This window comes from Ornithinibacillus bavariensis, assembly GCF_018333235.1.
Classification (GTDB): Bacteria; Bacillota; Bacilli; order Bacillales; family Amphibacillaceae; genus Ornithinibacillus; species Ornithinibacillus bavariensis.
Genome location: NZ_BORP01000004.1, coordinates 176,615 through 190,986 on the forward strand (window position 1 = coordinate 176,615; position 14,372 = coordinate 190,986).

Genomic DNA, 14,372 nt, shown 5'->3' on the forward strand with positions numbered 1-14,372 from the left:
CAGAGTCTACTCGTTATTCCCCATGACGGTTAATGAGGCATTTCTATGCATGACAACTTGAGAATTGCTAAATTTAAACTGATTTTTCTCGTAAAACGGGATTAAATCCGCTTCACAAAACAAACTAATTACATCAATATGAGAAAGTTCCTTTAACAATTGCAATATTAACTTCTTACCAATACCAAGCTTTTGATATTCTGTTTGTATAACAACATCTTCAACATAAGCCCTAAATTTACCGTCCGAAATAGACCTGGCAAAACCCACTAGAACATCATCTTCCCATGCACCAACAGTTATTTCTCGTTTTAACATTTGTTCAATATCGTGTTCATTTCTATTTTCCCACCAACCAACATCTCGATAAAGTCTCATTAACTCTATTGCTTTTATTGGTCTATCTGTAGAAGTCTTAATTTCCACGCTCAAATGGAATCCCCCTTAATACTTTTCTCACTCAGTAATTTCCCAAGCTGGATTCCAAACTACTTCCCATAAATGTCCGTCAGGGTCTTGGAAATATCCAGAATATCCTCCCCAAAAGGTATCATGTGCTGGAACTGTAATATCTGCACCAGCCTTTCTAGCCTGTTCCATTACTAGATCAACCTCTTCTTTACTACCCACATTATGACCAATCGTAAATTCAGTTGGACTTTTCAGTGACTGATTTATACTTGTATCATGGGCTATGTCCTTACGCTTCCATATAGCTAGTTTTAGCCCTGATTGTAATTCAAAAAAAGCTACTGCACCGTGTTCAAACTCTTGACCTACTATCCCCTCTGTAGGTAATCCAAGTCCATCCTTGTAGAATTTCAATGACCTTTCTAAATCATCTACACCTAAAGTTAAAACTGAGATTCGCGGTTCCATTACATACCTCCTAATAATAATTTTATGTATCCCAAATAAGAAACCAATCAGAGACAAGCCAAGTAAAGCATTATACTTATGAACTCATTTATATAAATGGTATAAGGATTGCTTCATTCATGACTGGTTTTATAAAACTTATAATTAAAGATAAGACTAATAAACAGCAAAACTACTAAAAACAACAGCAATTCTTTTCTGTCTTTACTCGTTTATTCACCTTCTTTTGTGGAATAATCATTAGTTCCATTATATTACATAACGCCTAGTTATTTAACAATCTAGGCATTATGTTACAATTTTTGGAGTAAATGTAAAAAATGGTTCAGAAGTTTACTTTTAGGTGATAGCGATATCGAAGAAGAGCATGTTCGACTTTACAGATAATGATATGTTAAATAATTAAATGAAATAACTTGCCATTAAATATCTATAAGATAAAATAAAGACAAGCATGGTAGAGTTGTACGGGTGGGGTATATCGCTTCCCTCTGGAAACCGATTATGGTGAAAGGAGGGATGCCAATGGAGATAGAATTAGTATTGTTACTATTAACAGTACTTTTCGCAGCTGGAGGATTTTTGTTAAAGCTGTTAGACTTCATTAGACAATTAGTAAAAGACTTTACTGATAAACGATGAACCCCACCCTTTTGACCGCTAAATCAAAATAAGGGTGGGGTTCTTTCTGCTTCGTCCAGAGGGAAATCCACCTGAACATCTACTATCATGCTAACCGAGAATGTTGCTGCATTCTCGGTTATTTAATTAGTATGGCTTGTCTACTTTTATTATACCTATTCCATAAAAAAATGTCTATTGACTTTTCCTAGTTTGGTCATTGACCTATTTATATTTTACCCATAAAGTCAGTATAGTTAACCCTAATAATTGTAGTGTTGCAAGTAGTCTTAGAAGCAGCTAAAGCAATGTACATAGACAGCGATAAGGCCAATTCTAAATCCATCTGATTTCTTCATTTTTGCCCCTAGCTTGTTCTCTGCAGTCTGGACGATAGTGCTGGTGTAAGCACTATCGTATTTTGTAAGACTAATACATATCTCGTAATACATATACAAAAAAGCAGAAAACCGAAATATCCTCTTGTTAACAAACAAAAAACAGAGTTCTAAATCAATATCGTTTAGAACTCTGTTCATATAGTAATTTCTAATTATATCCAATAAAACGAAACTGTTAAGAAATACGCTATAATCCAACTAACTCCTAATCCCAAAAAATCTCTTAACCTTTTGGAACATACCAGTTTCGTCATCTAGAGACTGTAATGGCACGGATTCACCGAGGATTCTTCTAGCGATATTTCGGTAAGCAATGGATGCTTTCGTATTTGGTTGAAAGGCAACAGGCTCACCATGATTAGATGCTTTAATAACTTCATCATCGTCTAATACAATACCAATTAGGTCAATCGAAAGGATTTGAACGATTTCATCAATCTCTAACATATCCCCATTTTTCATCATATGCTTACGAATTCGGTTAATTATTAAAGTAGGTGCATCCATATCTTCCTTTTCTAATAAACCGATAATTCGATCGGCATCACGAACACTAGATTTCTCTGGGGTGGTAACTACGATTGCTTTATCTGCCCCTGCGACTGCATTTTGAAATCCCTGTTCAATACCAGCAGGACAATCGATAATAATATAATCATACTCTGTTTTCAACTCTTTTATGATTTCGCGCATTCCTTCTGGTGTAACAGCTGATTTATCACTTGTTTGCGCAGCAGGAAGCAGGGATAAATATTCAAAGCGCTTGTCCTTAATTAAGGCTTGCTTTAATTTGCAACGACCTTGTACTACGTCGACAATGTCGTATACAATACGGTTTTCTAGACCCATTACAACATCAAGATTTCGAAGACCGATATCTGTATCAATCAAACAAACCTTTTTATCCATTAAAGCTAATGAAGTTCCAATATTAGCAGTGGTAGTTGTTTTACCAACCCCGCCTTTACCTGATGTTATAACAATTGCCTCACCCATTGATTAGTCTCCTTTCAAACCGATTTAAGCTCTTACGCTTATGTGCCAAAACTTGTATTCTATCAATCACTATTTTATCTTTTTCATCATCAATGAGACCGCATTCCATATATACTCCATCAGACTCATAATCTGGTGCACGACTAATATGATCTGCAATTCGAAGCTGACTAGGATTCATATAGGAAGCAGCTATAATCGCGTTTCGGTCACCATTTACACCGGCATGAGCAACGCCATGTAAACTCCCCATAATATAAATGTTTCCTGTAGAAACTACGTTTCCACCAGGATTCACATCACCTATTAATAGCAAATCTCCCTTGATTTCTAATACTTGGCCAGAGCGAACTATACGGGTTATTACTTTAACTTCTGTGTCATCTAAAAAGGCTAGTGCCTCGTCACGTAATATAACATTTGAATCTAATGATTGGACGGTAAAATGATTATCTTTGGTGATAATTTCCTCTAATTGTTTCTTTTGATCTTCATATATAAAGCGATTACCAAGCTTCACGGTAACTGGCACAACGGGCTCGTCCTTTTGTACAATATTGACGGAAAGTTTATCAACTAATTCCCTACACGCATCTGTAAATGAACAGCGATCATCGATAAAAAGTGTAAGTCCATCTCTAGTTCCTTTAATCGTCACATAGTTTTTTTGTTTTGTTTCTTGCAATATGTTCACCTCATTAGTGCTAATTTCAGCGTGCAGGGTTGCTATTACTTTTACTTTATCTGCGTATTTTTCCACTTTTCTAATCGTTTTGCAAATATTGGATATAAAATAAGTATGAATATCGCATTAGCTAGAACCGACGGGATTAAACGATATATAAAATAATCTGTCCAGGTAGTATTCATAATTCCTACCACATAGTAAATAACATTTATGATTAACTCAGCAATCGTTATACTTATTATACCAAACAATAACGCGGAATAAATATTACTATGTAACATCTTCCTCAATTCAAGAATCACGTAAATAACTACAGCGTATGTAAACATATATACACCTAGAATCCCCGTGTAGGCGATATCAATCAATAATCCAAAAATAAAGGCATACATGATGGCATAGTAGGAATTTTGTCGATCATAGAAAATCGCAATTAATACCAGAAACATAAGGACCCAATGTGGAGTTATCATTAGATTACTGTCCAGCAGACTGCTCGGAAGAATATCTAAAGCTACCCCTTCTAGAGCAACAAGAATTAGCAGAATAAGGGGGAGGAATACATGCCTCATTCCTCATCCCCCTCTTCACCGCTTAAAACTCTATCAACTACAACAACGTTATTTATATCATACAGATTAGCTGCTGGCTCGACCAGTGCAGTTCTTGTTAGTCCGTATTGGTCTGGAATAACCTCTTTCACCTTTCCAATTGGTAATCCTGCTGGGAATACCCCACCCATTCCAGAGGAGACAACTAGCTCACCTTTCTTCAGATCTTGATCAGAGTCTTCTATTATTCGAAGAATAAGAGAATTAGATTCCCTGTCATATGCCTCGATCAAACCAAAAATATCATTTCCTTTTTCTCGAGAAATTGTTGCTGATATTCGGTTAAATTCATCAAAACCTGTTAATAGTTGAACAGTTGAGGTTTGTTGTGAAGCACGTTGGATTTTTCCAATCATTCCATCTGCGGTGATAACTGCCATATTCTCTTTTACCCCATCAAGCTTACCCTTATTAATGGTTACCTGTTCAATCCAACGCTCTGGTGACCTTGCTGTAACAGTCGCATGAATTGGATTATAGGAGCGTATAGAATCTGCTTTATCTAAAAGCTTTCTTAACTCTTCATTTTCTTCTTTAATTTCCTGTACTTCATAGATTAAACCTTTGTATTGTGCAAGCTTTTCTCGTAATACTTCATTTTCTTCGTATGTATCACGAACATCGCCTATATTCCCCACGATATTGGTAACAAATTTAACAGGAGCTGAAATGACATTTTGAACAGTTCCAATAACGTCGCTGACAAATTGTTCACCTATCGACAATTTAGAACGATTTCCTAGGGAATATCCTATCAGAACAACAAGTACAATAATCCCAATTAATATAATAAATAACCTCTTTTTACGAAATAAAGACATCAAAACACCCACTTATTCTACGGTTGGACGAGTAGATACATTCGGCTGCGCTTTGAAATGCTGAATATATTCCAAAGACTTGCCTGTTCCAATAACAACACTGTCCAGCGGACTTTCAGTTATAAAAACTGGCATTTTCGTCTCATCACTTAATACTCGATCAAGATTACGTAATAATGAACCACCACCAGATAAGACGATTCCACGATCCATTATATCAGCAGCTAACTCTGGTGGTGTTTTTTCTAAAGTTATCTTAACCGCATACACAATTGCATCTACTGTATCCTTTAGTGCCGTAGCTATTTCATTTTCATCTATTGCTATTGTTTTTGGTAGTCCAGTTAGTAAGTCCCGCCCACGAATCTCCATTGATAAATTTTCAATATTGGTATCACTGGCTGTTCCTATTTCCATTTTAATCTGTTCTGCAGTTCTTTCGCCAATTAATAAGTTATAGTTTTTGCGAATATGTTGAATAATGGCCTCGTCCATATCATCACCAGCAACACGAATTGACTCACTCGTTACAATACCACCTAGTGAAATGACTGCGACCTCTGTAGTGCCACCGCCAATATCAACAATCATGCTTCCAGTTGGCTCCCAAACCGGTAGACCAGCACCAATTGCTGCAGCAAAAGGCTCTGCTATAGGAAATGCATCCTTTGCTCCCGCTTGTTTCGTGGCGTCAATAACTGCTCGTTCTTCAACCATTGTAATTCCAGATGGTACACAGATCATAACATTTGGTTTTTTTGCAAAATAAGACCGATTACGCATCGCCCGTTTAATATAATATTGCATCATTGATGCTGTTGTATCATAATCTGCAATTACCCCATCTCTCATTGGGCGAATAACAGAAATATTCCCAGGGCTTCTGCCAATCATATTCTTAGCTGCGCTTCCGACCGCTTCAATTTCTCCAGTCTCCATATTCTTTGCAACAACAGAGGGTTCTCTTAATACCACACCCTTGCCTTTAATAAAAACCAATGTATTTGCAGTTCCTAAATCAATTCCCAAATCCTGAGATAGTCCAATAATCCCCAATAAAATCTCCCTCTCCAACACCAATTCGGTATTCATTAACAGTAGCATAACTAACTTCTATATATTTTATGTGAAGCCCTTCATAATATAATTCGAATAGTAATTGATTAAAAAACGATATGTATGGAAAGAACCTTTCCAATTCTAAGAGCGCCACCTTCAAGATGATATGAAAATGGCGCTAGCTTTTCATCTATACATAATTATACGAGAAAACCAAAAAAATTGATAGTACTATAGGTATCCTTTTTCCTTTAATGATACAAATTTACGATCACCAATAACTAAATGATCTAATAATTCTATTCCAATCATTTTACCTGATTCCGCTAAGCGCCTTGTAACGTGGATATCTTCTTGTGATGGTGTGGGGTCTCCTGAGGGGTGATTATGTGCAACAATGATTGATGCCGCGGAGCGCTTGACCGCTTCACGGAACACTTCTCTTGGATGAACAATCGAAGCATTTAGGCTACCAATGAAAATAGTTTGCCTGTGGATAATTTGATTTTTTGTATTTAAAAAAAGAACGACAAAATGCTCCTGATTCAAATTACGAAGTTCTTCCATAATATAATCAGCACCATCCTCTGGTGAACGTATGACGTATTTTTCACTTGCCTTGTATTGACTTAATCGTTTACCCAGTTCTAAGGCGGATAAAATTAATACTCCCTTCGCACTTCCTATTCCTTTAATTGCTGTAAGCTCCTCAATGGTAGCATCCTTCAATAGCTTGAGACCTTCAAAATGCATTAATAAGCGATTAGCAAGTGCCATAACGGATTCATCTTTTGTTCCACTGCCTAACAAAATGGCTAATAATTCTTGATTTGATAAATGACTTGCTCCTAAGCTTAACAGTCTTTCTCTCGGACGATCTTCCTTTGGAACATCCTTTATCATGATTGTTGAAGATTTCAATTGGTTTTCCTCCCTTCATTTTCTAAATAGAATAGCTTAGACTCAAGGGCGTGACAAATTGAAATAAAATTATTTTCTTTTCTTAAACGAACCATAAAATTCAAGAGACAGTATGAAAAATAATATTTTTCATACTGTCTCTACAATAAAAATAAAAAAATTACTACTCTTCTAATTTTATTTTTCCAGATTGTAACCAATCCTCATATGCACTCGCCATTTCCATTAATAATGTACCTGTTCCTTTCCCCTCTTGCTTTAATACCTCACGTAAACTTGCTGTAAAACTAGTTAAATGCTCTGTTTTGTTTGGTGCATCATCAATAAGTTTTTTCCAGGTTTCCTTATTGATACCGCCGTGTTTCAATGCATTATTCCAATCCTTTTGGAAAATAGTAATCCAGTTATACTCCTCTTCCGTAAGCTCAAGCTTTGACTCACTAATTTGCCATTCTTTCACATATACTTCAATATTGTTGTTTGCTAGTGATAATGCATCCTCTTGTAGGGAAACTTTGGAATCCGCGATATTAACTAGTAAATAAAATTGATTATCACGTTGCCATATAATTGGCGCATATCCTAAATCTGTATATTTACCTAATTCTGTTTCAGCATTTGCAGATTCAGAATATACCCCGCCCTGCAAGACATATGCAGATAATGCATCAAGTGTAAAAGAGGATAATTCAACAGAATCAGCCTTCTTATTTTCTTTACTGTCATCATCCTCTGCTGGTAAAACGTTTCCTGGTGTTGGGTTCAGCTCATTATCAAAGTTTACAATTATTTTGAGCATGACAAAACCCATGATAGAGCCTATTGCCAAAGCAGAAATGATTGCAATAAGTATTGGCTTAAACATGGAAAAGGTACTTTGTTTTTTCGTCTTAGATTTAGATATCATCAGTGACTTGTCATACTCTCTAGCAAAAGTATGAATGCGATCACTTGATTCTTCAGCAGCTGCTGCTTCTGTGTGAGCCAATGTTTCCATTTTTTTACGACCGTCATCACCCTTAGCAGAATTTATTTTCTTTTTGTGTCCATCAATCCTTACAACTATTGGTCCTTTAGCAGACATTTGCTGTTCCCCTCACTTTGCTAGATTAGTTTGTTTTACTCTAGCATAATTCTATTAAAAAGTAAGAGGAATATTGTCAGTCCTAAAATGTTTTTTTCTACATATACCGCGATAGTTTATCTCCTTTTGCACTATTAATAAATGATCTAATTAATCCTATAAAGTGTAATGATCCAGCGAAAAAGTATGCACTATTGCTCTCTTTATCCGAAAGAACCACCTTCTCGACAAGCTCTTTCCAATTTGAATTGATTTTTACATTATTAGCTTGAATCTGTCTTCCTAACTCATCTGCTTCTTCCGCTCTCGGACTATCAAAAGTTGTAAGAAATACAGTCTGAAAATAAGGAATTGCTTCCAGTATCATTTGCTTTAACTCTTTATCCCGGAAGCCTGCGAATATTAATATTTTCTCTCTATCTCCATATTCAGATTGAACGGTTTGTAAAAATGCATCCATTCCAGCTGGATTGTGAGCACCATCTACGATAATAGAAGGCTGTTCCATTAGCCTTTCAAACCTACCCTCAAGCTTAGCAAGTTGAAATGCCTTTTGTACCTTTACCCAATCTAAAGAAAATCCGGCATCTATTAATTGGTGAATAGCCATTAAGGCTGTTGAGGCATTTTCGATTTGATGGCGTCCCTTCATGTTTATTGTGATAGGAAGAGAGAAATCGTTATACTCCCATTGGAAGCTCTGCGAATTTTGTTGAATCATGATTTCACTAGCCTTATATTCCTGACTATACTGATATATTGTCGAATTTTTGGAGGTTGCCTCCTTTACAATAATTTCTAGAGAGGCATTATCTACTTTTCCTACAACAGTAGGTATTTGATCCTTGATAATTCCCGCTTTATGATAAGCAATTTTTTCTATGGTATCACCCAAAAAATAAGCATGGTCCATAGCAATATTTGTTATAATGGACAAAATAGGAGAGATACAGTTTGTAGCATCCTCTCTACCTCCCATACCACATTCAATAAGGGCAATATCAACAGATTCTGCAAAATACATAAAGGCGATTACCGTAATAATTTCAAACTCTGTTGGATACATTTCTTTTGTATCTAATCGTTCTATGGTAGGTAATAGCCTATTTAGGTAGGTTAAGAAGGACTCGGCACCAATAGGCATTTCGTTAATGTACATATGGCCAGTTATGCCTGTTAAACTAGGTGAGGTAAAAACACCGACTGTATAGTTATTCTGAATGAATGCTTCTTTTATATATGTTAGTGTTGAACCTTTTCCGTTTGTTCCTGCAATATGAATTGCTTTTATTTTATCTTGAGGATTGTTCTGTGATTCTAGTAACTGATACATGCGGTCAAGTCCAGGTTTAATCCCATAGTTTTTTCTATCCCGAAAGAACTGATTAACCTGCTCTATACTAGTAAACATTGCTTCACCATCTTTCTATTAATCGAAAAAATTATAGCACAAATAAGAAAGGAAAAGGTCAATTGAGTAAAACAGGTTGGATTATATACAATGGAAATTTGCCTGGTAATAAGTTTTTGGATTTTGCTGAAATGATTCGAGATGCTGCAAATAGACTTGGTTCAAATGCTCAAATTATTAAAAACAATGATCTCCTCACATTATTCGGAGACAAACAAATCGGCCTATTATCCGAAAGTGAATTACCGGATTATATTGTATTTACAGATAAAGATATCTATTTAGCTAGACAACTAGAATTATTAGGCGTTCCAGTTTTTAATTCTTCACATGTGATTGAGACTAGTGATGATAAAATTGCTACCTATCAGATTTTGGCAAAGCATCAGCTACCAATTCCAAAAACAATAGTAGCTCCTAAGGTTTTTTATAGTCGTAAAGAAAAGTATTTACCAGATCTTGACACAATTATTGAGCAGCTTGGTCTACCTATGATTGTGAAAGAAGCATTTGGATCATTTGGAGAACAGGTATACCTCGTCCATTCCAAGGAGGAGCTTAAAGAAAAAGTAATCGAGCTTTACGGAAAACCGTTTATGTTTCAAGAATTTGTCCATTCAAGCTTTGGAAAGGATCTTCGAATACAAGTGGTTGGTAATCGAGTAGTTGCTGCGATGAAACGTACTGCAAATCATGATTTTCGAGCTAATGTAACAGCTGGGGGAAATATAGAGGCATTCGAACCCTCTGAACAAGCAAAAAAGGTTGCCATTTCAGCAGCAAAAGCGATCGGGGCTGATTTTTGCGGAGTAGATTTACTTTATGGTTCTGACGGTGATTTTATCATTTGTGAAATTAATTCTAATGCACATATTCGTAATCTATATAACTGTTCAGGAATTAATGCAGCAGATGCAATAATGGAGCATATATTAAAAGCAGTGAGGGATAAAAATGATTAATGGTTGGCTTATTTATAATGGTCGAGATGCACTAGAAAATAAAGCTTATATCGAATGGTTTATCGAGGAAGGTAAAAAACAATCCTTACACATAGCGTTAATTCTTCGGGAACATCTATCCATAGGAATATACCAAAATATGCATTCTGTTTTTTATCATGGAGTTCAAGTTGATTTACCCAGATTTGCTATTGTTCGGACAGTAGAGCCTATGATGAATCGAATACTAGAGGAATTAGGTGTACCTGTCTTTAATTCCTCTACTTTATCAGAGATATGTAATGATAAAGCAAGAACCTATTTCGAAGTGGCAAAGCTTGGAATTCCAATGGTCGATACTGTCTTTATAAACAGAGAGAATATACTGGAGACACCTCCTATGTCTTATCCATTTGTTATAAAAGAAGTCACTGGTAGAGGTGGGAAAAACGTCTTTTTAATCAAGAATTTTGAGGAATGGGTTGCATATACCCAACAGCTAACCGCTTCAGATTATGTTATACAATCAACAGAAGTACAGCTAGGTAAAGATCTACGGGTTTTTGTTGTCGGTAGTGAGATTGTTGGAGCAGTTATGCGTATGAGTCAATCCGACTTTCGTGCTAATTATAAGCTTGGTGGTACGGCAACTTGGTATCCATTAAATAGCGATGAGAAGAAATTAATATTAAAAATAATTTCACAATTTGATTTTGGGATGGTTGGCATCGATTTTTTAATTGGACATCAAGGTGAATTATTATTTAATGAAATTGAAGATGTTGTTGGATCTAGAACACTTAGTGCTGTAAGTGATGTGAATATTTTAGAAAAATATGTCACATTCATAAAAGAAAGAGTAGCAAAGGATATATAGTGGTATATATCCCCTGCTACTCTTGATTCTATCTTAACCTATCCTTTTAACTCTTCAAGTCGTGCCTTTACAGCAGCTTGTTTTTCTAAATAGTCTTGTTCTTTTTTCTTTTCTTCATCAATTACGGCTTGTGGAGCTTTTGATATAAAGCCTTGATTTTGAAGCTTCTTCTGAACTCGTTCAACTTCTTTATTCCACTTATCAAGCTCTTTCTCTAAACGAGCAATCTCCTTATCAAAATCAATTAATCCCTCTAGCGGTAAGAAAATTTCAGCACCCGTTACGACAGCTGACATCGCCTTATCAGGAGCATCAATTGCAGTAGATATCGTTAATTCGCTTGGATTACAGAAGCGTTCCACATAATGACGATTGTTTTCAAGCTCAGCAACGATAGACTCATCCTTTGCTTGAATCAATAAGTTAATTTGCTTCGACATTGGTGTATCCACTTCAGCGCGAATATTTCTTACTGACTTGATAATAGCAACTAACCGTTTCATTTCTTCTGAAGCTTTTTCATCATGGAAATTAATATTAACTTCCGGCCATTTGGCAATAGTGATTGATTCACCTTCATGAGGAAGCTTTTGCCAGATTTCCTCTGTAACAAATGGCATAAATGGATGTAAGAGCCTCATGGTTTGATCTAGTACATGAGCAAGTACAGAGCGTGTAGTCTTTTTCGCATGTTCGTCTTCACCATATAGCGGAATCTTCGCCATCTCAATATACCAATCACATAATTCATCCCAAATGAAATTATGCAAATGACGACCTGCTTCACCAAATTCATATTTATTCGTATTTCTTGTTACTTGTTCAATCGTTTCATTTAATTGCGTTAATATCCATTTATCTGCGAGCGAGAGTTCACCTGTTAAATCAATGTCCTCATACGTAAAGCCTTCCATATTCATTAAAGAGAATCGTGAAGCATTCCAAATTTTATTAACAAAGTTCCAGGTGGATTCTACCTTTTCCCAATGGAAACGCATATCCTGACCTGGAGAAGTGCCGGTTAATAAGAAATATCGTAAAGAATCAGCACCATATTTTTCAATCACGTCCATAGGGTCAACACCATTACCTAGGGATTTACTAAATTTTCTTCCTTGCTCATCTCGAATTAATCCATGAAGTAATACGTCTTTAAAAGGTCGTTTTCCTGTAAATTCCTTTGATTGGAAGATCATTCGAGCTACCCAGAAGAAGATAATGTCATATCCAGTAATTAATACATCTGTAGGGAAGTAGCGTTTTAAGTCCTTTGAGTCTTCATTTGGCCAGCCCATCGTGGAAAATGGCCACAGTGCACTTGAGAACCATGTGTCTAATACATCCTCATCCTGATTCCAATTTTCAATATCTGCAGGTGCTTCTTTTCCTACATATATTTCCCCAGTCTCTTTATGATACCAAGCTGGAATACGGTGACCCCACCATAGTTGACGACTGATGCACCAATCTCGGATGTTCTCCATCCAGTTAAAATACGTATTCTCGAATCGTTTTGGAACAAAATTGATTTTATCATCTGTATCCTGCAATGCTAAAGCTGCATCAGCAAGTGGCTGCATTTTCACAAACCATTGTGTTGATAAATACGGTTCAACAACTGCCCCACTTCGCTCAGAATGTCCTACTTGGTGAATATGCTCTTCAATCTTAAATAAAACACCAAGCTCCTGAAGATCTTTAACGATTTGCTTTCGGCACTCAAATCTGTCCATATCCTTGTACTTACCTGCGTTATGATTCATTGTGCCGTCTTCATTCATAACTAAAACACGTTCTAAATCATGACGATTGCCAATCTCAAAGTCATTTGGATCATGTGCTGGGGTAATTTTCACTGCTCCAGATCCAAATTCCATATCAACATAGTCATCAGCAACAATCGGAATTTCACGTCCAGTTATTGGAAGAACAACCGTTTTACCTATCAAATGCTGATAGCGCTCGTCTTTTGGGTGTACTGCAACAGCAGTATCCCCTAGCATAGTTTCTGGTCTTGTCGTAGCAATCTCAATTGTTTCATCACTATCTTTAATTGGATATTTCATATGATAGAAATTGCCTTTAATTTCTTTGTAAATTACCTCAATATCCGATAATGCTGTTTTTGTTTCAGGATCCCAGTTGATGATGTATTCACCACGGTAAATTAACCCTTTTTCATATAGCGTTACAAAGACCTCTTTTACGGCTTCTGATAAACCTTCATCAAGCGTAAACCGCTCTCTGGAGTAATCTAACCCCAAACCAAGCTTTTCCCATTGTGAACGGATAAAATCTGCATACTCTTCCTTCCATTCCCAAGCTTTTTCAAGAAACTTATCTCTACCCAACTCGTAGCGGTTAGTACCTTCTTCTCTTAATCTTGCTTCAACTTTAGCCTGTGTTGCAATACCAGCATGGTCCATTCCTGGAAGCCACAATACATCATAGCCCTGCATCCGCTTCATTCGAGATACAGTATCCTGCATTGTAGTGTCCCAAGCGTGGCCGAGGTGAAGACGTCCAGTTACATTTGGTGGTGGAATAACGATAGAGAACGGCTCCTTATCTGGGTCACCTGTTGCTTCAAAGTACTTACCTTCTAGCCAGAATTTGTAGCGATTTTGTTCAACTGCATGATGATTATACTTCGGTGGAAGTGAATTGTTATTTTCCTGCATTTTTATCAGCCTCCTTATTAAATACAAAAAGCCCTTCTCATCCTTAATTAAAGGACGAAAAGGGCATTATTCCGTGGTACCACCTTTGTTTACAGGTCTTAAAAAACCTATACACTCATTACTTGATAACGGTCATTAACCGGCATACTCTTACTCTTAAATTCGGAGTAGCTGCATCAAGGGCGACCTTCCAAAAGGTAATTCCGAGAAAACTTTCACCAAATGTTTTCCTCTCTAAACGGTTACGCTTCTGTACTCTTCCCAATCATTTGCTTCATTTATAGTTTTATTTTCTTATTTTAGTCAATTTCTGTTCATAAATCAACTATTAAATGAATCATTGCACAAATCACCTTTGTTTATACATATAGTATTAAGAAA

General features: G+C 36.3%; 13 protein-coding genes and 1 other annotated feature. Of the genes, 2 read left to right on the forward strand and 11 right to left on the reverse strand.

From position 1 onward, the window contains the following. Positions 1 to 6: 6 nt before the first annotated feature. The 10 genes from KI338_RS11520 to KI338_RS11565 all read right to left on the reverse strand — a co-directional run bounded on the left by KI338_RS11520 (position 7) and on the right by KI338_RS11565 (position 9,492). Positions 7 to 378 (reverse strand): GNAT family N-acetyltransferase, encoded by a 372-nt coding sequence (locus tag KI338_RS11520; RefSeq protein WP_212921302.1) that lies wholly within the window; start codon positions 376 to 378, stop codon positions 7 to 9. Positions 379 to 456: 78 nt separating this feature from the next. After that, positions 457 to 879: a VOC family protein gene (locus KI338_RS11525; RefSeq protein ID WP_212921149.1), complete on the reverse strand. Its 423-nt coding sequence runs from the start codon at positions 877 to 879 to the stop codon at positions 457 to 459. Between the two features lie 1,220 nt (positions 880 to 2,099). Further along, entirely contained in the window at positions 2,100 to 2,897 is a 798-nt protein-coding gene (gene minD, locus KI338_RS11530) for a septum site-determining protein MinD (protein WP_212921150.1), read from the reverse strand. Beyond that, complete coding sequence (gene minC, locus KI338_RS11535) at positions 2,890 to 3,582, reverse strand: septum site-determining protein MinC (protein WP_212921151.1); 693 nt, start codon at positions 3,580 to 3,582, stop codon at positions 2,890 to 2,892. The genes minD and minC overlap by 8 nt, the downstream gene beginning before the upstream one ends. Before the next feature lie 50 nt (positions 3,583 to 3,632). Continuing rightward, entirely contained in the window at positions 3,633 to 4,157 is a 525-nt protein-coding gene (mreD, locus tag KI338_RS11540; RefSeq protein ID WP_212921152.1) for a rod shape-determining protein MreD, read from the reverse strand. Further along, complete coding sequence (gene mreC, locus KI338_RS11545; protein WP_212921153.1) at positions 4,154 to 5,017, reverse strand: rod shape-determining protein MreC; 864 nt, start codon at positions 5,015 to 5,017, stop codon at positions 4,154 to 4,156. Before mreC ends, mreD begins: the two co-directional genes overlap by 4 nt. Positions 5,018 to 5,029: 12 nt before the next feature. Continuing rightward, positions 5,030 to 6,073: a rod shape-determining protein gene (locus KI338_RS11550; RefSeq protein WP_280530747.1), complete on the reverse strand. Its 1,044-nt coding sequence runs from the start codon at positions 6,071 to 6,073 to the stop codon at positions 5,030 to 5,032. A gap of 234 nt (positions 6,074 to 6,307) precedes the next feature. Continuing rightward, positions 6,308 to 6,979 (reverse strand): RadC family protein, encoded by a 672-nt coding sequence (gene radC, locus KI338_RS11555; RefSeq protein WP_212921304.1) that lies wholly within the window; start codon positions 6,977 to 6,979, stop codon positions 6,308 to 6,310. 181 nt (positions 6,980 to 7,160) lie between these two features. After that, positions 7,161 to 8,081 carry a hypothetical protein gene (locus tag KI338_RS11560; protein WP_212921154.1) on the reverse strand — a complete coding sequence of 307 codons (921 nt, stop codon included), beginning with the start codon at positions 8,079 to 8,081 and terminating at the stop codon, positions 7,161 to 7,163. A 97-nt stretch (positions 8,082 to 8,178) separates the two neighbouring features. Beyond that, positions 8,179 to 9,492, reverse strand: coding sequence for a bifunctional folylpolyglutamate synthase/dihydrofolate synthase (locus tag KI338_RS11565; protein ID WP_212921155.1), 1,314 nt, complete (start codon positions 9,490 to 9,492; stop codon positions 8,179 to 8,181). A 62-nt stretch (positions 9,493 to 9,554) separates the two neighbouring features. On the opposite strand from KI338_RS11565, the gene KI338_RS11570 reads away from it, so the two are divergent. Both KI338_RS11570 and KI338_RS11575 read left to right on the forward strand, forming a co-directional pair. Continuing rightward, the gene (locus KI338_RS11570; RefSeq protein WP_212921156.1) at positions 9,555 to 10,454 is read left to right on the forward strand and encodes an ATP-grasp domain-containing protein; all 900 of its coding nucleotides are present in this window, start codon (positions 9,555 to 9,557) and stop codon (positions 10,452 to 10,454) included. Further along, positions 10,447 to 11,310 (forward strand): ATP-grasp domain-containing protein, encoded by an 864-nt coding sequence (locus KI338_RS11575; protein ID WP_212921157.1) that lies wholly within the window; start codon positions 10,447 to 10,449, stop codon positions 11,308 to 11,310. The genes KI338_RS11570 and KI338_RS11575 overlap by 8 nt, the downstream gene beginning before the upstream one ends. A 38-nt stretch (positions 11,311 to 11,348) precedes the next feature. On the opposite strand, the gene KI338_RS11580 is transcribed toward KI338_RS11575, so the two are convergent. Further along, positions 11,349 to 13,991 (reverse strand): valine--tRNA ligase, encoded by a 2,643-nt coding sequence (locus KI338_RS11580; protein WP_212921158.1) that lies wholly within the window; start codon positions 13,989 to 13,991, stop codon positions 11,349 to 11,351. A gap of 47 nt (positions 13,992 to 14,038) precedes the next feature. Beyond that, positions 14,039 to 14,269 (reverse strand) — a binding site (T-box leader). Between the last annotated feature and the right edge of the window lie 103 nt (positions 14,270 to 14,372).